The sequence below is a fragment of the Vibrio sp. 10N.239.311.G01 genome, from assembly GCF_041465805.1.
GTDB lineage: Bacteria > Pseudomonadota > Gammaproteobacteria > Enterobacterales > Vibrionaceae > Vibrio > Vibrio crassostreae_C.
The window spans coordinates 49,356-67,673 of sequence record NZ_JBFSRM010000013.1 but is presented as its reverse complement, the minus strand read 5'-3'; the positions used below and the strand labels follow the sequence as shown (position 1 = coordinate 67,673).

General features: G+C 43.9%; 20 protein-coding genes and 1 pseudogene. 11 read left to right on the top strand and 10 right to left on the bottom strand.

What is annotated here, in order from left to right:
* Positions 1-419: 419 nt before the first annotated feature.
* The gene (gene dcuC, locus AB6D06_RS12455) at positions 420-1,787 is read left to right on the top strand and encodes an anaerobic C4-dicarboxylate transporter DcuC (protein WP_016788598.1); all 1,368 of its coding nucleotides are present in this window, start codon (positions 420-422) and stop codon (positions 1,785-1,787) included.
* A gap of 170 nt (positions 1,788-1,957) precedes the next feature.
* Here the strand turns inward: dcuC and AB6D06_RS12450 are convergent, their stop codons facing one another.
* Positions 1,958-2,590: a response regulator gene (locus AB6D06_RS12450; protein WP_017062609.1), complete on the bottom strand. Its 633-nt coding sequence runs from the start codon at positions 2,588-2,590 to the stop codon at positions 1,958-1,960.
* Positions 2,577-4,307 (bottom strand): nitrate/nitrite two-component system sensor histidine kinase NarQ, encoded by a 1,731-nt coding sequence (narQ, locus tag AB6D06_RS12445; protein WP_017062610.1) that lies wholly within the window; start codon positions 4,305-4,307, stop codon positions 2,577-2,579. Before narQ ends, AB6D06_RS12450 begins: the two co-directional genes overlap by 14 nt.
* Positions 4,308-4,560: 253 nt before the next feature.
* Between narQ and napF the strand changes: the two genes are divergently transcribed.
* The 6 genes from napF to AB6D06_RS12415 all read left to right on the top strand — a co-directional run bounded on the left by napF (position 4,561) and on the right by AB6D06_RS12415 (position 9,202).
* Positions 4,561-5,040, top strand: a complete 480-nt coding sequence (gene napF, locus AB6D06_RS12440) for a ferredoxin-type protein NapF (RefSeq protein ID WP_017067052.1) — start codon at positions 4,561-4,563, stop codon at positions 5,038-5,040.
* Positions 5,041-5,063: 23 nt separating this feature from the next.
* Entirely contained in the window at positions 5,064-5,369 is a 306-nt protein-coding gene (locus AB6D06_RS12435; protein WP_017062612.1) for a chaperone NapD, read from the top strand.
* A complete protein-coding gene (gene napA / locus AB6D06_RS12430; protein WP_136978659.1) occupies positions 5,366-7,855 on the top strand; it encodes a periplasmic nitrate reductase subunit alpha in 2,490 nt (829 codons plus the stop codon). The genes AB6D06_RS12435 and napA overlap by 4 nt, the downstream gene beginning before the upstream one ends.
* A 125-nt stretch (positions 7,856-7,980) precedes the next feature.
* Positions 7,981-8,442 carry a nitrate reductase cytochrome c-type subunit gene (locus AB6D06_RS12425; RefSeq protein ID WP_017062614.1) on the top strand — a complete coding sequence of 154 codons (462 nt, stop codon included), beginning with the start codon at positions 7,981-7,983 and terminating at the stop codon, positions 8,440-8,442.
* Positions 8,443-8,471: 29 nt separating this feature from the next.
* Entirely contained in the window at positions 8,472-9,053 is a 582-nt protein-coding gene (locus AB6D06_RS12420; protein WP_009845456.1) for a NapC/NirT family cytochrome c, read from the top strand.
* Positions 9,054-9,064: 11 nt separating this feature from the next.
* Positions 9,065-9,202, top strand: coding sequence for a TIGR02808 family protein (locus AB6D06_RS12415; protein WP_010430103.1), 138 nt, complete (start codon positions 9,065-9,067; stop codon positions 9,200-9,202).
* A gap of 437 nt (positions 9,203-9,639) precedes the next feature.
* Here AB6D06_RS12415 and AB6D06_RS12410 read toward each other — a convergent pair whose 3' ends face one another.
* On the bottom strand, positions 9,640-10,323 hold the full coding sequence (locus AB6D06_RS12410) for an SH3 domain-containing protein (RefSeq protein ID WP_372110347.1): 684 nt from the start codon (positions 10,321-10,323) through the stop codon (positions 9,640-9,642).
* Positions 10,324-10,419: 96 nt separating this feature from the next.
* Between AB6D06_RS12410 and AB6D06_RS12405 the strand changes: the two genes are divergently transcribed.
* Positions 10,420-10,995, top strand: coding sequence for a hypothetical protein (locus tag AB6D06_RS12405; protein WP_136979883.1), 576 nt, complete (start codon positions 10,420-10,422; stop codon positions 10,993-10,995).
* 269 nt (positions 10,996-11,264) lie between these two features.
* Entirely contained in the window at positions 11,265-11,507 is a 243-nt protein-coding gene (locus AB6D06_RS12400) for a hypothetical protein (protein ID WP_017062621.1), read from the top strand.
* A gap of 169 nt (positions 11,508-11,676) precedes the next feature.
* On the opposite strand, the gene AB6D06_RS12395 is transcribed toward AB6D06_RS12400, so the two are convergent.
* Positions 11,677-12,135: an Lrp/AsnC family transcriptional regulator gene (locus AB6D06_RS12395; RefSeq protein WP_017062622.1), complete on the bottom strand. Its 459-nt coding sequence runs from the start codon at positions 12,133-12,135 to the stop codon at positions 11,677-11,679.
* Positions 12,136-12,284: 149 nt separating this feature from the next.
* On the opposite strand from AB6D06_RS12395, the gene AB6D06_RS12390 reads away from it, so the two are divergent.
* Positions 12,285-13,214, top strand: coding sequence for a DMT family transporter (locus AB6D06_RS12390; RefSeq protein ID WP_372110376.1), 930 nt, complete (start codon positions 12,285-12,287; stop codon positions 13,212-13,214).
* Positions 13,215-13,372: 158 nt separating this feature from the next.
* Positions 13,373-13,837: a hypothetical protein gene (locus tag AB6D06_RS12385; protein ID WP_017064489.1), complete on the top strand. Its 465-nt coding sequence runs from the start codon at positions 13,373-13,375 to the stop codon at positions 13,835-13,837.
* Between the two features lie 49 nt (positions 13,838-13,886).
* Here AB6D06_RS12385 and AB6D06_RS12380 read toward each other — a convergent pair whose 3' ends face one another.
* The 6 genes and pseudogenes from AB6D06_RS12380 to AB6D06_RS12355 form a co-directional block, all read right to left on the bottom strand.
* Positions 13,887-15,260, bottom strand: a complete 1,374-nt coding sequence (locus tag AB6D06_RS12380; RefSeq protein ID WP_017062625.1) for a HAMP domain-containing sensor histidine kinase — start codon at positions 15,258-15,260, stop codon at positions 13,887-13,889.
* 66 nt (positions 15,261-15,326) lie between these two features.
* Positions 15,327-16,058 carry a response regulator transcription factor gene (locus AB6D06_RS12375; protein ID WP_017067448.1) on the bottom strand — a complete coding sequence of 244 codons (732 nt, stop codon included), beginning with the start codon at positions 16,056-16,058 and terminating at the stop codon, positions 15,327-15,329.
* Positions 16,059-16,139: 81 nt separating this feature from the next.
* Positions 16,140-16,820, bottom strand: coding sequence for a spondin domain-containing protein (locus AB6D06_RS12370; RefSeq protein WP_017062627.1), 681 nt, complete (start codon positions 16,818-16,820; stop codon positions 16,140-16,142).
* A 9-nt stretch (positions 16,821-16,829) separates the two neighbouring features.
* A pseudogene (locus AB6D06_RS12365) lies at positions 16,830-17,497 on the bottom strand (spondin domain-containing protein).
* A complete protein-coding gene (locus AB6D06_RS12360; protein ID WP_017067451.1) occupies positions 17,490-17,630 on the bottom strand; it encodes a hypothetical protein in 141 nt (46 codons plus the stop codon). Before AB6D06_RS12360 ends, AB6D06_RS12365 begins: the two are co-directional and overlap by 8 nt.
* A 266-nt stretch (positions 17,631-17,896) precedes the next feature.
* Positions 17,897-18,238, bottom strand: coding sequence for a YggL family protein (locus tag AB6D06_RS12355; protein ID WP_017062629.1), 342 nt, complete (start codon positions 18,236-18,238; stop codon positions 17,897-17,899).
* Positions 18,239-18,318 lie beyond the last annotated feature (80 nt).

Genomic DNA, 18,318 nt, shown 5'->3' with positions numbered 1-18,318 from the left:
ACGTTAGGAGCTATGCATTTCCACATCAATTCAACTCTCGCTGAAGCCTACTTAACTTTCCATTCCCAGTAGGCATCAGTTCATAAATTAATCCGATATCATGTAAAAATACACACTTCTTTTTAGTTCTGCACGTTAGGCTCCAAAAGTCATAGATTTATAAATCCACACCTTTGTATACAACTCCTCACTATAAAGGTGATCCAAGTTATATTCTATTGAGATAGATAATTTGTTTATTAACATCTAAACAACAGTAGTTGTTCATGATTTACAACCACAATTAACATCAAAGAAAATGTTTGTCTTAGATCATATCAACCTCAACTATGCCTCGTGCCACAGTGCAGTTTTCTGTACATTCATTGTCATATTCTGAAACACTTTCTTATATTTTTTTAAACTTTGTGGAGATTTCTATGTTAGAGCTCTTGATCGGATTAGTGATTACTATCGCTGTTGGTTACTTTATTGTGAAAGGCTATAAAGCGGCAGGTGTATTACTGACAGCTGGCCTTGCCCTACTTCTTATTACTGGCCTTATAGGTCACACAGTCTTACCCGCTAAGGTCGCTTCAACAGGTAACATGGTTACCGACTCACTAGAATTCGTTAAGTACATGCTTCAGTACCGTGGAGGCGGCCTAGGCATGCAAATCATGCTTCTTTGTGGCTTTGCTTCTTACATGACGCATATCGGCGCAAACAATGTGGTAGTAAAACAATTCTCTAAACCGCTTGCTGCTATCAAATCTCCATACGTACTTCTTGTTGCGGCTTACATCGTAGCGTGTCTAATGTCTCTAGCAGTAAGTTCTGCAACAGGCCTTGGCGTGCTATTGATGGCGACCCTATTCCCAATGATGACGGCAATGGGTATTTCTCGTCCAGCAGCGGTGGCGGTTTGTGCATCACCTGCAGCAATCATTCTTTCACCAACGTCGGGTGATGTGGTTATCGCAGCAGAAAAATCAGGTATGTCTCTTGATGTGTTTGCTGTTCAAACGGTACTGCCTGTTTCTATCTGTGCGATCATCGTGATGGCGGGTGCGGCTTTCTTCTGGAACAAATACCTAGATAAGAAAGAAAACACGCCAATGGAAAAAGTAGACGTTTCAGAAATTGAAACGAATGCGCCGGCTTTTTATGCTGCTCTTCCATTCTTACCTATTTTTGGAGTATTTCTATTCAACGGTCGTACCATTCCGGGCCTTTCACTTGATATCTACACCATCGTAGTAGGTTCAATTTTCGTGGGCGCTGTTATCGATTACGTTGTGAAGAAGTTTGACGGCGAAAAAACACTAGAAGACCTAGATTCTTGCTACCAAGGTATGGCCGAAGCATTTAAAGGCGTAGTAATGCTGTTGGTTGCGGCGGGTGTATTTGCTCAGGGCCTAATGTCTATCGGTGCAATTGATAACCTAATCGGCCTTGCTGAATCAGCTGGCGCTGGCGGTATCGCATTAATGCTTATCCTGACTGGTCTAACAGTTGCTGCTGCTATCGCGACAGGTTCTGGTAACGCGCCATTCTATGCATTCGTAGAACTGGCTCCGTCACTTGCTGCGAAAATGGGCTTGAACCCTGCGTTCCTAATCATCCCAATGCTTCAAGCGTCTAACTTAGGCCGTACAATTTCTCCTGTTTCGGGTGTAATTGTAGCGACTTCTGGCATGGGTAAAATCAGCCCGTTTGAAGTCGTTAAACGTACTTCAGTACCAGTAATCTGTGGTCTTATCACGGTGATCTTCGGTACGCTTGTTCTAGTACCAATGGCAGCTTAATTGTCAGTAAAACAGACATGATTATTTGGATATAAAATGCCCTAATAAAAAGGCGCTGAACTTAGTAAGTTCAGCGCCTTTTTTAATGTCACTTTCTCACATCGTCAAAACTATCGAGACATGTATAAACAGTCAGGCTTGAAATAGTGTTATCTCAAAGGACCCAAGCCCTACTTCATTTCACCATAGCGTTCTAGATACAGAACCGTGGCAGCGGTACGGGAAGGCACTTGCAGCTTTTTCAGTAGACTCTTCATATGTACCTTAACTGTCGATTCAGAAATGAACAGGTGATCAGCGATCTGCTTATTGCGGTAACCTTTCGCGACTTCTTGAAGGATCTGCATTTCGCGTTCAGTCAGTTGTTCGAAGATATCATTGCGGCTTCCAGCATCATTTAGGTAACGAGCAACCACACTGCTGTAAGCCTTGTCACCGCTGTGTGCTTGCTTAAGCAGTTCAATTAACTCATCGGGTTCAGTGTCTTTCAACAAGTAGCCATCAGCGCCTGCTTTTACAATCGCTTCAATGTCTGCAGGGCTATCAGAAACCGTTAGAATAACAATGTTTGCGCTAGAACCGTCAGTGCGAAGTGCTTTCAAGGTATCTAAACCAGACATGCCCTTCATATTGAGATCCAAAAGGATCAAATCAGGTTCTTCTTCATGAGCAAGAGCAACCGCTTCAGTGCCGTTACTTGCTTCTGCAATCACTTCGAATTCGTCTTCAAAGCTCAGTAATTGGCTTATACCTCTGCGCATCAATGGATGATCATCAACCAGCATTACTTTACAAATCGTCAACTTTAACTTCCTTCAAACTTTTATATTTCAATATGACTGTACAGCCTTCACCTTGCGCCGCTTCAATCGTCAAGTCGCCATTCAGTCTTGCCGCACGCTCCTGCATAATGCTCATCCCGTAGTGGTTCACCTTGGAACTACTTGAGTCAAAGCCATCTCCATTATCTTTTATCACGACTAATACTTCACCGTCCTCATCGATACAGCATACATCTATCAAGTCGGCATTGGCGTGTTTTATTGCATTTATTGTTGCTTCACGAATCAATTGAAGCAAGTGAACCTGACTATGCGCATCAAGCTCGATCGATGAGAGATTATTAGTGAGGTTAATCTTCGCATCGGTTCTCTCGCTGAGCGCCTCAAGCATGGTACTTAAGGCGTCTCCAAAGTTGCCCTCTTTAATGGTCAACCTAAATGTGGTGAGTAGCTCTCTTAACTGGGTATAAGCGTCGGCTAAGCCGTTTCCGATCTCAGACGCGATTTGTTCAGATTGCTCTCGGTGCTGTTGCTCTGGCAGTTTGCCAATCACACGCTTTAATAGTGTAACTTGAATTTTCAAGTACGACAGTGATTGAGCCAATGAATCGTGGAGTTCACGTGCAATCGTGGCACGCTCTTCCATGATAATAAGCTGTTCAGCTTTCTTTTGAGCACGATTGTAGTAGATCGCTCTCGATAGCAGTTGAATGAAGCTTTCGATCAGAGCTTTAGTTGAGTGCCCGTGGTGATATGAACAGTATAAATAGCCGAGAATAAGTTCGTTATCGTCGAGTTTCATCTCAAACTTTTCGTAGTCTAAATTCGAATCGTAACCTTCATCCATAATCAATGAACGGCCTGAGTTATCGACAATCTCGAGCCTCAGTGATCCAATCCCTTCCAAGCTCACGAGATGCTGCAAGATAGCTCGGAAGTTTTCAGGAGCAATACGCGTCACCGTGAGCTCTTGTGACGAGTTATAAAGTGCCTGCAGCGACTGGTTCGCATTTTGCAGCTCAATCGTCTTTGCATCCACCACATCTTCAAGGTTTCGATAAAGCACGCCTAAATCTTTGGCCATCGAGTTGAAGGTTTTGGTCAAAATGCCCATTTCGTTGTTACTGGTCACCTTGAGTTCTACCTCGAAGTCGCTGTTTTTGATTCTTTGGCTCGCACCGACAAGAGCATGTAGCGGTTTAACAACCTGTTTACGTACAAAGTGAACAACAAAAAGAGATATGACCAGAATCCCACCAAGGCCGATACCACCAGCCCACGCTAACTTTATTAACTTGTCTTCAGAGAACTCTTGCAGCTTATAAACGAAGCCATCGATTTCAGCCACGAAGTTTTCAACCAACACGAGATAGTGATCGCGCTCTTCGCTATTCAAGACCTGTTTTAGCTCATGCCAACGGCCGATAATTAAATAGTAATCTTCTGTGATGTCTGTCGGAACATTCCAACTGACCAAATTAGTCATGGATGGCGAGTAAAGAGAACTTTCGAATTCACGAATATGAGATTCATAATCGACAGATTCTATTTGAATATCATGGGCTAAACGGTAGCTTTGCATTCGCATTGAACCGGCCACGTTAACCGCTTCCGCATCATTCAAACTTGAAGCCAAAGTAAAGATGGCAAAGCCAGTCGTAGCAACCGACAACAGCAGTATAGAGAGCAAAGATTTTGCTATCGTACTTGTTACAGATGAAACCGGTTTTATAAGCAAAAGTGCCTTCCTATTGATAAATGACTTGCCAGCGATATCGTATTGTCACACATCAAAAATCATAGCTCCATTCAATATGTGATCACTCGCTCCGTAATTTATTGATCTAAGACAATATATGCCCCCAATTAGCCCTTAGGGGGTATTTATACAATTGTTTCTAAAACTACACTACTTGTGAGGACTCATTACAAGATATTAATAGAATAATGACCTACAATTACAACATCTTAGTAACATCTATAGGTATCTAGTGGTAGATCTATCAAAACGCCGTCTTTTTTCTAGACGAAAAGTTGACTCAAGCCAGATTCGTTTGCCTTGGATTGACAGCCTAGAAAGCTTTACAGATGACTGTACTCGCTGCGGTAAATGCATCGAGAGTTGTGAGACTAAGATAATCATTGTAGGCGATGGTGGTTTTCCCACTGTAGATTTCTCTATTGATGAGTGTACGTTCTGCTATCAATGTGCAGATGTTTGTCCCGAACCCATTTTTAAGCCAAAGCAAGGAGAGCCTTGGCAAGCAAAAGCACAAATCTCTGATAAGTGTTTAGCGCAACAAAATGTTGAATGCCGAAGCTGTGGTGACATGTGTGAACCTATGGCCATTCAATTTCAACTTAGAGCAGGCAGTGTTGCTCTACCAAAAATCAAGTTAGATGAGTGTAGCGGTTGTGGGGCCTGCGTAGCAATTTGCCCTACTTCGGCTATTCTTGTGAGTAATGCATAAAACAAAAATAACGAGAGCAATTTATGGCACTAAATGAAGTGCATATATCAAGTTTAGTCGTGCATGTGAGCCCTGAGCATCTAAATGAGATCAAAGCGGAGATCGATCAATTCGATAACGCTGAAATCTACGGAGATAGCCCTGAAGGCAAAATCATCGTGGTCCTAGAAACTGAAAACCAAGGTTTTGTAACGGACACCATCGAAGCAATAAACAACATTAAGAACGTTTTGGGGACAGCTTTGGTTTATCACCAAATCGAAACTGGACTCGACGAAACGGATTTAGAAACTGGAAGCAACAATTCTCAACTTGAGGGTGAAGTATGAAAATGACAAGACGTGCGTTTGTGAAAGCAAACGCAGCTGCATCAGCGGCAGCCGTTGCAGGTGTAACACTACCGGCAACAGCAACCAACCTGATCGCTAGCTCTGATCAAACAAAAATCACGTGGGATAAAGCGCCTTGTCGTTTTTGTGGTACGGGCTGTTCAGTACTAGTAGGTACTCAAAACGGTAAAGTGGTTGCGACTCAAGGCGATCCAGAAGCTCCTGTAAACAAAGGCCTTAACTGTATCAAAGGCTACTTCCTTTCAAAAATCATGTACGGCAAAGACCGTCTAGAACAACCTCTTCTTCGTATGAAAGATGGCGAGTTCCATAAAGATGGTGATTTCGCACCCGTATCTTGGGACAAAGCGTTCGACGTGATGGCTGAGAAATGGAAAGCTTCATTGAAGAAGAACGGTCCAACAGGTGTTGGTATGTTCGGTTCAGGCCAATGGACAGTAATGGAAGGCTACGCAGCCGTTAAGATGATGAAAGCGGGTTTCCGTTCAAACAACATAGATCCAAACGCTCGTCACTGTATGGCTTCTGCTGTAGTAGGCTTCATGCGCACTTTCGGTATTGATGAGCCAATGGGTTGTTACGATGACTTTGAACACGCAGACGCATTCGTACTGTGGGGTTCAAACATGGCAGAAATGCACCCAGTACTATGGACTCGTATTACAGACCGTCGTCTAAGCCACCCACACGTTAAAGTAAACGTACTGTCTACTTACTACCACCGTTCTTTCGAGCTTGCAGACACGGGTTACATCTTCGAACCTCAATCAGATCTAGCAATTGCTAACTTCATTGCTAACTACATCATTCAAAACGATGCCGTTAACTGGGACTTCGTGAACAAGCACACGAACTTCAAGCAAGCAACGACAGACATCGGTTACGGTCTGCGTGACGATGATCCACTACAGAAAGCAGCCGCAAACCCTAACTCAGGCGAAATGACTGCTATCTCTTTCGAAGACTACAAAGCGTCTGTTGCTGAATACACAGTTGAGAAAGCGTCTGAAATGTCAGGTGTACCTCAAGAAGACCTTATCAAGCTGGCTAAGCAATATGCCGATCCAAACATCAAAGTAATGTCACTTTGGACTATGGGTATGAACCAACATACTCGTGGCGTATGGATGAACAGCCTTGTGTACAACATCCACCTTCTTACAGGTAAGATTTCTACTCCAGGTAACAGCCCATTCTCACTAACTGGCCAACCGTCAGCGTGTGGTACAGCGCGTGAAGTTGGTACATTCGCTCACCGTTTACCTGCCGATATGGTGGTTGCTAACCCTAAACACCGTAAAATTGCAGAAGATATCTGGAAACTTCCAGAAGGCACCATTCCACCGGTACCCGGCGCTCACGCTGTTCTTCAAGACCGTATGTTGAAAGACGGTAAAATCAACGCTTACTGGGTAATGTGTAACAACAACATGCAAGCGGGTCCAAACATCAACACTGAACGTCTGCCAGGTTACCGTAACCCAGATAACTTCATTGTATGTTCTGACCCGTACCCAACGGCAACAGCTCAAGCGGCTGACCTCATCCTTCCAACAGCAATGTGGATTGAGAAAGAAGGCGCTTACGGTAACGCAGAGCGTCGTACACAAGCATGGTACCAACAAGTGAAAACTGTAGGTGAAGCTAAGTCTGACCTATGGCAAATCATGGAATTCTCTAAGCGCTTCACTATTGAAGAAGTTTGGGGTGAAGAACTGGTTGCGAAAATGCCTGAGTACCGTGGCAAAACCATGTACGACGTGCTTTACAAAAACGGCAACGTTGATGCATTCCCACTGTCTGAAGCTCAAGAGCTTAACGACGATGCACAAGCTCAAGGTTTCTACGTTCAAAAAGGTCTATTCGAAGAATACGCAGCCTTTGGTCGCGGCCACGGTCACGATTTAGCACCATACGATCGCTACCACCAAGTTCGTGGTCTACGTTGGCCTGTTGTTGACGGTAAAGAGACACTATGGCGCTTTAAAGAAGGTTCAGATCCATATGCTAAGAAAGGTTCTGATTGGGACTTCTACGGCAAACCAGATGGTAAAGCACTGATCATCAATGCACCATACGAAGCGCCACCTGAAGTACCAAACGATGAATACGATATGTGGCTATGTACAGGTCGTGTTCTTGAGCACTGGCACACAGGTACTATGACTCGTCGTGTACCAGAACTTTACAAAGCAGTACCGGATGCACTTTGTTACATCCACCCTGCTGATGCTAAAGCTCGTGGTCTTCGCCGTGGTGATGAAGTTCTTATCGAAAACAAACGTGGTGAAGTACGCGTTCGTGTTGAAACTCGTGGTCGTAACCGTCCACCACAAGGCTTGGTATTCGTACCATTCTTTGATGCAAGAATTCTGATCAACAAGTTGATCTTGGATGCAACGGATCCTCTGTCTAAACAGACGGATTACAAGAAGTGTCCAGTTAAGATCACTAAGGTCGCTTAAGGACAATATGTTCTTACCACTTAGCTCGTAGATCTGACGTTTTTAATATTGCGACTGCTTTTTTCGTTACTTTTTGAAAGAAGTAGTCCACTCAAAGAATTAGCCTTTAGGCGGAGAAATTAACCATGAAAAAACTGATTACTGCCCTACTATCAGCTGGTCTTTTGCTAGCTGGTGCAGTTCAAGCTGAAGCTGAACTGGATAACCCAGGCGGCATTGGTGGCGTAGAATCTCTACGTGGTGCAAGTGAACTTGAAGCAACTCGCGCAGCAGATGACTTCAAAAAGTTCCCTCGTGACCAAGTACTTGAGAGTGACTACGTATACCAACCACCTCTAGTGCCTCATACTATTCGTAGCTATGAAGTTTCTCTTAACGCTAACAAGTGTCTTTCTTGCCACAGCTGGAAAAACGCAAAAGAAATGGGTGCTACTAAAGTGAGTGTAACTCACTACATGAACCGTGAAGATGCGGTACTTGCAGACGTATCACCTCGTCGTTACTTCTGTCTACAGTGTCACGTACCTCAAGCTAATGCTAAGCCACTAGTTGAGAACGAGTTCAAACCTGTAGATTCACTGCGTTAATCGTAGCCGGACTGTAAGAGAGGCTATATATGATAAAATTACTTAAAGCGTTTTGGAAAAGACTTGCGACACCAAGCAAAGCAGCCGTAGGCGTTGTTTTGTTCTTGGGTTTCTCGGGTGGTCTTTTGTTCTGGGGTGCATTCAACACGGGTATGGAGGCAACCAACACGGAAGAATTCTGTTCTGGCTGTCACGCACCTATCGTTGCTGAAATCCAAGAGACAATTCACTACTCTAACCGTTCTGGTGTTCGTGCTATCTGTTCAGACTGTCACGTTCCTCATGAATGGACAGATAAAATTGTTCGTAAGGTTCAAGCATCTAAAGAGCTATACGCACACTTTATTGCGAAAACCATCAATACTGAAGAAAAGTTCAAAGCACGTCGTGCTCACCTAGCGGAACGCGAATGGGCTCGATTGAAGAAGAACGATTCACTTGAGTGTCGTAACTGTCACCAGTTCGATTACATGGACTTCTCAGAGCAGAGCCCCCGTAGTGCGAAACAACACTCGACTGCGCTAGCTTCTGGTGAAAAAACGTGTGTAGACTGTCACAAAGGTATTGCACACAAACTACCAGACATGCACGGCGTTGAAGGCTGGCAATAAGGAGCGATTGAATGAGTACTTTAGAAAGCGTAATTTGGCACATCCTAGGTTACAGCGCTATGCCAGTTATCATTCTTGGTGGCTTTGCAGGTGTTGCAGCCGTATCTCTTTGGATTTTATCTATGGGTAAAGACAAAGAAATCGATTAACAATCGAGATTCCATCAACTTCTACCAGATAATTCTGATATGAGTTGATACGAAAAAGCCACTGATTTCAGTGGCTTTTTTTATTGTCTGGTGCTTCGTATTTCGACTGTTAAGGTATTCCTACTGTTAAGTAAGAGGCAAAACGTTAAGCTTGGTTTTCCGAAGCTTCTGGATCGACGTTCTCTTTATCGACATCTTCCTTATCAAGAATCGGCAGCACCTGCTTTACGGAATCCCGACAACAATACTCTCATACCATAAAAACTGTAGACCCATTGTTTAAACGGAATAGCCAGATACTGCTTATATCGGATTAAATATAATGAGGTGCCAATAAAGAAGCCCACTCTGCGATAAAGTAAGATTTCAAAAATTTTACTTATGAACGGTAACCCTAAAGAATATTAATACGTCCAACACTTAAAATGGGGCGATTTTTACTTCGTAAATATTTCGTTTGTATTTACATCTAAATAAATTTTATTTTCAAGAGACAGTCCGCCGCAATAAATAAAATAGACATCTCGATTGCTGTACTTAACAGATTTCACCCATCCGCCTAATTCTTCAAAATCACTTGGGGCACACTCCCCCTCAGAGATCAGTTTAGCCACCGAATTACGGAATTTTTCTTGATGGAGCTTGAGGTCATCAGACTTAACCAAATAGGAATCCAATATCTCTTTGCTTTCTTTTTCCGAAATAATGACTTCATCATTCGATAAGCCTGACATAGAGACCCATTCCGCCGTCTGTGGGCCGCCTTCTTTAAGGACTATATAGTCTGAGATGCGTGCCCATTCGCCTTGTTTCTCGAGTACCACCACCTTTTCCCCTTTATAGAGGTAATCTGTTATCAAGCCATCAATTTCAGGTTGCTCGACCACTTCAAGCTTTCTCTCCAAAACGTAAAATTCCGTCTGCTCGGGTTCAGGCTGAAGATCCATGATGGGTACAAGGTCAGATTCAGATTGCTCGGTAGCTTCTAACGCCGGCTCTTCCGTTTTCTCTTGTGGGATTGGGTCTTTATTCATGACTAAGAAGTAGTATGCCGCTCCTCCCCCTCCGCCCAATATCAACAACACAAGTAAAGCGATCAGCGCTTTTTTCATCAAATCCACCAGCTCTTCCGTTATAGGTATGTCTCAAGTGTACATCAACTCATGCTGCTGCTCATCTATACTCTCAATAGAGCGCACGGTAAGTAGAGGAAAGTCATGAGTTTTTGGGGGAAAGTTATCATTGTAAGCGCAACTTTTAGTGCCAATGTCGCTCTAGCGAATCATTGTGACCGTGAAAACTGGCAAACACTGTTGGATCGTCAGCTCTCTTTTGAAGGTCGCTATAATCAGTACACCAAAGAGTTCAACCAAGTTCTTTCAACCTATGAGTCACAGACATTGTTATCTAAACACTTTAATGAAAAGCAGATCATTGAGCTTTGGGCAAAGTATGAAGAAAGGTTTAATGTGCAGCTCAATAGTCATATGAATACCGCGTATGACGTCTCCGAGGTTTTGCTACAACAGGCGTATGTTGTGTCTAGTGAACTTGAAGGCGCTGACTCTCTAGCGTATTCATGGCAAGCCGTCGCCAAACACTGCACCAAAGCAAGACTCCCGCGCCAGGCAGAAAGCGCAAAGGTGCACGTACAAAGCTCACAATCACTCTCCCGAGATCTCCATACACTCAGTGAAAAATTCCGTCAGCTGTCTTCAAAATACCGCAGAGAAGCGACGATGATTGATGAAGCGCGCCACATAAACCAACCAGCAAACGATGCATCAAACTGAAATCACCATTAGATTCTCTCACTCGTTCGACTGGACTTTTCCGATAAATATGCTCAATCCCATTCATAATATTCTAAGAACTCGTTAATCAAAGCTTTATCAATAGGTTGTAAAAGTAATGTGCTATCTATCAACAATGAAGTTCAATTTCCGACCAATGCAAGCGAGTATGTGAGATATTCATCACAAAATAGATTTACAAACCCCAGAAAATTGTTATCATGAATCTTCATATAACTTAATAACAAGAAACATTTGGGCTAGGTAATATGCAAAAGACTATGGCTTTCAACTGCTTGAGTAACACGGAATGGACTGCAGAGATAAGAGGTAAACTTTTATCTGTAGCTAAACACATGGAAGAGTTCGGTTCAGTAAGTGAGCTAGAGCTATGTAAGATATTTGGAGAGACAATTTGGAATGACGGCGTGGATTATCATTCACATGCTTTTTCATTCAGAATTAATGCACAAACTGGGGATTGTTCAATCTCTAACTTTAAGTATCACTAAGTTTTGCACCTATCATATACGGAGTACCTTTCACGAGGTGCTCCGTTTTTTATTGCCTGAAGCCTGACACTTAATGGATGATTTTTGATATTGACCGCGCTTCTACTTCAGGAGTAAACCATTTCGTTTTCAGCTCATTCTGCCTTCGTGTTACTGCTCAGAGTTTGGCTTAATCGGTATAAATTGGCAGTGGTGCATTGCCTTTTACTTGTCTTATCGCAAGGTGGGTATGAATATCTTTCACGTTAGAGAGCCTTTGAAGTTTTCTTGTAAATGCCTCGTAGGCCATCAAGTTCGGGCTAACCACTTCTAGCAAATAGTCATAAGCCCCAGATACAACGTGGCAACTGATCACCTCTTCCATCTCTACAACAGCCGCCTCAAACTTATCTATCGACACTTCTTGGTGGTTGTTTAGGCTCACCTCAACAAACACACTCATTGCGATGCCGACTTGTTCTCGTGACAAGCTCACACGATAACCGTCAATAATGCCCTTTTCTTCTAGCCTTTTGACTCGTCTTGCACAAGGCGAAGGTGATAAACCCACTTCATCAGCAAGTTCAGCCGTGGTTAACCTGCCATCTTTTTGTAGCAGTTCGAGAAGATGCCTATCAATTCTATCCATAGTAAATGCCAAACATTAGTTAAATCCGTTAATTATTTGGTGAATATTAGCAGAAATCATCAACGATAGTTCAAGTTTAGCCAAAACTTGCCAACCTGTGGCACACCAACTGTTCCATAATGAGTCATCACCCACTCTCCTTCTATATTATGAATCTTGGCTACTTATCTATTACTGTCACCCTACTCATTTGGGCGAGCTTTTTTCTTTCTCTTAAAGGCGGCGCAAATTCAGATTTAACCCCTGCCGATATCGCTCTCACAAGATTTCTCATACCGGCTTTGGTGTTATTGCCTTTGATGTGGAAAGCACGCAGCGCAATTGCCGTCGTCCCTAAACGGTATCTAACGGGTATGTTCGTAGGTAGCGGATTACCTTATCTGCTTGTTGCCGGAACGGCCATGCAGTTTGTTCCGGTATCTCATGGCAGTGCTCTTGTTCCGGGCACGCTTCCTCTGTTCGTTACAGGAATTGCGGTACTCTTTTTTAAGCAGCCACTCAGCCGACATCGTGTTGTTGGTTTAGGTTTGGTTTTGCTCGGCATACTGTTGTTTTTAGGGAGTAGCTTAAGCAGCTTCAACTTCGAATACACCAAAGGTCATTTGTTGTTTTTATGCGGAAGCTTAATGTGGGCGATGTTCACCATCTCAGCCCGTGTCGCTAATCTTAATGCGTTAGTCAGTGCCGGTTTTATTTCTCTCTGTTCTACTTTGCTTTTACTCGTCCTAATCCTGACTGGAACCCTCCCAAGCCACCTAATGGACACACCAATCGCTAATTGGCCCTTCACGGAGCTTGCCGTTCATTCAACAGTGCAAGGCGTTGGGGCGGGTTTAATCGCTGCGTTCACTTACCTTTATGCGGTTAATACCTTAGGGGCTGAACGCTCTGCCGCTTTTGGCAGTGCAACACCCGCAGTGGCGACCTTGTTGGCGATCCCACTATTCAACGAGAATCCTGATGCGATGACTTGGCTCGCCCTTGGTTCTATTTGCATCGGCAGTTTGGTCGCGAGCAACATATTCATGAGAAACGACCAGTCGATGCAGTACCAACCGCCAAGCCATAGCAAAGCCTGATACTGCGTTCAAACCTAAATACAGTTCCCCTAAGCATCGATTTTAGGGCTTGTAGTACACAGATAAGCCTGCCAACGCAGGCTTATCTAAAATCTGCTTTTTCTAAACTCGCTTCTCCATTAAACTGTCCGACCTTTTTGCAGATCCAAGAGAACACCATGCAACGCGACTACACCTTAAATTGCTTAATCACCATGCCTCGCCATGAACTAGAAGAATTTAGTTTAAGAATGATTCATCGCCTTGTACCTGAAGATGCAATGACGGAATTGTTTACGTTCGAGCAAGAAGAAGTCACCAGCGAAGAACGCATGCAATCAGCGAAATTTGACGCAATGCTTCGAATGACAGCTATCGCGCTTGGTGAAGTAAACCTAGCCTTCTCAGAGTCGGATAACTCGCAACAGAACATCGAGCGAATGACTCGCCTACTGCTTTGGCACTTCTACTCAATTTCTTTCAACCTTGAAGAAGCAATCGCAATCGAAGTGCACTGTGAGAAAGTAGAAAAGATCTTAAAGAACGCACCTAAAGATGCGTTTGGCTGGGTTAAAGAATTAACTGAGCTACTTCACTTCTACGCGAAAGTGAACGAAGGTAACGAAGACAGAAAAGACGCTTAACGTTACTTCTACGTAAGTACACATCAAGCTAAATCGAAGGCAGATAGAGCTATACCGAAGGCAAGTAAAAGCTTTGCTGAAAGGAGTTCTCTGCCTTTGTTGTTTCTAGCACACTGTGATGCAACATCAGTATCGACTGCGCGATCTTGGTTCCTATTCCCAAAGAACCATTCGGCGCTTCCAGTTCAACCTCATTATGAATCACCACCTTCACCCGTTTGGAATCCGCTTCAAAACCAACATCTAACGACACCACAGTGCCACTTGGGCTATGCCTCAATGCATTATCTAACAGATTCAAAATCAACCTCTCAAGCAGATCACTGTCACCCACAGCCTTGATTCCAATAGGCATATTAATGTTCAACTCAACATTTTTATGGCGATATTTGCTTTGTATCGTTTCTAAGCATTCGCTCATCAGCCCATTGAAATCGATTGAAGCGTATTGATATGTGGGTACCGGGTTATCTTTCTTGGCGCTATCTAACAGCGAATGGAGCTGTTCAGATAACTTGTTGCCATTGCGATATGCCACATCTATGAGTGGATCCGAATGTGGGTTTTGAATCCTCCACGTTTCTAGATACCCCAATACACTCGACAATGGCGTTTTCAAATCATGACTGAGCTGTAATAAGCTTTGTCTGCGGTGTGACGACTGATATTCAAGTTGCAAAAATTGCTGTTGAATGTGCTTCGCCATCAACTGATACGAGCGTGCAATCGGCACCAATTCTGGTACTTGATGAATGAAGTTCGGGTCCAATCGAAAATCTTGCTCTGCTTGTTGTTGCAGCTTGTTTGTAACTTCTTCGATAGGGTTTAAGAGGCTGCGCTTCACGAGCAGGTAAGCCCCAATCGCAAAACCTAAGATAGAGATCAGCATAAGTCCTGCTAGCGCCATATAAGGTGTGTCGACTTGCGAATTAGCAATCACGGTATGGCGATTACTGCCAATCAACACATACAGATACCCAACTGTTGAACCCAACTCTTCAATCGCAGCAACGGAAAACACCTTACGAGAATCAGGATTGATAGGGTCTTCGCCAAGAATCGGATAAGGCTCGTCATTTAAAAATTGTCTAATGGGTGCTAAGTCTATCTGGCTTGCCAACACAGTGCCTTCTGGCGCAGCGTGCGTCGTGATATTTCCTTGGCTGTCGAGAAAATAAATGTCGAAATCGGGACCAATCAACATCAAGGTATGAAATATGGATTTAAGGGCTTTGGGGTTGTAGTCAGTCCCTATCATCAGAGGGTTATCATCGCGCATATGAACCGCGAGCTCTTTGTGTAAGCTCTGCTTAGTTCTTTGTTCTATGGTCTCTTTTTGCCAATTATAGGTATAAGCAATCACCACACTCACGAGCAGAAACCACAAACTGGTGAACAACACTAAACGCGATTTGAAACTCATGTTCTCTCCTCGATGGCTCTTAGGTCTTACTGGCCTTTTAGTAAACTTCGGACGCGACACATAGGCCTAAGCTTTCGACTCAAACTTATAACCAACACCCCAAACGGTTTTAATGAAATCATCATCACTATTCGGCATCGCAAGCTTGGTTCTTAGACGGTTGACTGTGCTACACACGGTATGGTGATAGCCAGAGTGATGAGTATTCCAAACATGATCGAGCAGCTCGTCTTTGCTATACACACGCCCCGGGCGGGTTGCTAAGAAATGAAGTAAGGTAAACTCGGTAGCTGTCAGCGGTACGTCTTGGTTATTGAGTGACACCTGATGGCGTTCAGGTTGAATAGTGAGCACACCAAAATTCATAATCGATTCTGCTGTCACAACCTCTTGAGTCGCTGATTCGACATGGCTTAAACGGCGAAGCACGTTCCTCACTCTTGCTTGAAACTCGAGAACGCTGAAAGGTTTCGTTATGTAGTCATCAACACCGGCTTCTAAGCCTGACACCTTATCTAACTCAGCGTCTCTTGCGGTTAGCATGAGTACTGGCGTCCAATCCTCTTGCTGACGCAACATTCGACAGAAATCGAGTCCGTCACCGTCTGGTAAGCCACGATCCAGTACGATCAAATCGAAATGACCCTCTTTATAGAGCGCCTGAGCCTTTTCAATCACATTAGCTCTGATTACGTTATGCCCTTGGAACTTAAGATGCATCTGCACCAGTTCAGCCAAGTCATCATCGTCTTCAACTAACAATATGTTTGCCATCAAATTTACCGCAGCACTGTTCATTATCCCTGCTCTATTCTGAGTCTGCCCACCTTTCAATTGACCGGAACAGAGCAGGAATTCTTTCATCGTACTTTGACCCTGTTACTCAGTTCGAGTAATGGTGATTCTTGCTCCGGGGTTAAGGAAACGATGATTGGCACTTAAAGTAGAAGTCGTAAGGCCGTCATCTTGGCTAATTACGCCAGAGTGGAAACTCACTACATCGGTGTCGTCTCGTGTGGTATTAAAACCTTCACCACCGCCTGCTGGTCCCGGAATGGTTGCAGCAAGCTCATCGTTCAGCTCAGTTCCAGAATCCCAAACATTCATGTTCATGGTAAAGGTATCACCCACCGCTAATGACTTGAGTGATAATCCGGATTCGCCGACAAACGCATCATTGGTGTTCACCAACATGGAAGCAACTGAGATATACCCTTCTTGATTTGGGTCGACACGAATCGACACCGTGTCTTGCTCACCTGAAAGAATCAGTCCATTGCCTGAGATGCCTTGATAAACATTGGCGTCACTGTCACTGAGCGCAAGCAATTGTGCATTACTACCCCCTTCCGCCAAGTATTCCAGATCGACAGAGGCACTTTGCCCAACTTCAAACAGATCAAAATTCGTATTGTGAGTCAACACCGCGAGTGGTGACATTGGTTGATTGGGGGTGAGGTTAGTAACACTCACATCATAGCGATAGTAATCGTCGTCATCGTCCGGACAACCCGCTAACACAGCTACTGATGCAGCGATAAATAGAATTCTAGCTTTCATACATCCCCCTTACTTCACAACAATGGTGATAGTTGCAACAGGGTTTAACCATCGAGGTCACTGATGCCGCCCGCCGCATCACCATCACCAATGTTACCTGGATGAATATGAACCTTAGCGTTTGATACTGCCGTTTCTACACCTGTGCCACCAGCGCCAAAGGTAATGAATGGAGGGTTCGGCATACTGCCCGCCAGCTCATCATTGGCTTCTGTGCCTGCGTCATAACCATTTAGAGTCGCTTTGTAGGTGCCCGCTTGAGTTGGGATCTTCCAGCTATCTAGACCAACAAAGCCGTCGTTTGTCGGCAGCAACATTGCACCCAATGATAGGTACTCTAAATCACCAGTACTGATATCAAACGTAGTTGCGACGCCTGGATTGAGGATGCCGGCCGCTGGGTTCTCAACCACCACGCCTCCCGCGTTGGCAATGACACCAGATAAACCTGAAATATCGCCACCTTCGGCCATGGACTCTAGTTCCGAAGAAGCCGTTTCACCCGTTCTAAACATGAACAAGCTTGAGTCATGAGCCGCCGCTAAGATAGGCGTAAAGTAGATCCCTTTCGTTGCATTAGTGACAGTGACTTCAAGCTCAGCAGCCTGAACTTGAGCCGCTCCGAAGGCCAACATAGCCGAGCTGATCACTAAGCTGATTTGAGTACGTTTATTCATTTTGATTCCATCCTTTATCGAGTCCTATCGTTGCCAACAAAACGAATAACAGCGATATACCGTTACCTTTGCCAGAACGAACTGTGGTGTTGTTGACTCTAAGAATGACGATCAAATCTATCAGCAACTTCATTGAATTCTCATAAAACTCTCACAAGTTTATCCAAACTTATTACTGCAAATAAAAATAGCGATAAAGTACTAATATTTAATCGAAAAATATCAATTTATCATTTACGTCAGAAGGGATAGAAAAGAAGATAAAGAATAGAAATGGAACGAATAAAACGCAAAAAGACCGAATCGATTTAACGATTCGGCCTTTATTCTAGCGTACTGTTGTTACTCTTTCCTAAGCCGTATTTGGCCTTTCAATCGAGCTAACAACACAACATCAAATTAGAACGCGTAGTTTGCGTCAATCAGTTCGCTAACTTCCACTTTGCTTACTTCAGCACGAGCTTCAAGCCATTGAGCAACTTGCAGTTGTTCTGCTTCTGTTACTGAACGGTAGCGCTCAATTGAGCATAAGAAACCTTCAAACAGCTCAAGGCCGCCGCCACCAAAGCACAGACCGATGCTGTCGATGAAATCAATGAACTCATCAATGAACACATCGTATTGATCAAAATCAGTAATCGATGTCTTGCAGCTTACTTCAAAACCCAGAATCGCGAATTCACCTAGGTATAGCTTTTTGCGTAGGCGACGATTTTTGTTTTCGATTTTATCTAATTTCATAACTGCCTCTCTTTTCGTTTGATAAAGCATTTATACACAGTTCCACATCAATCCCCAAGAGTTTTGTATTACACAAGGGT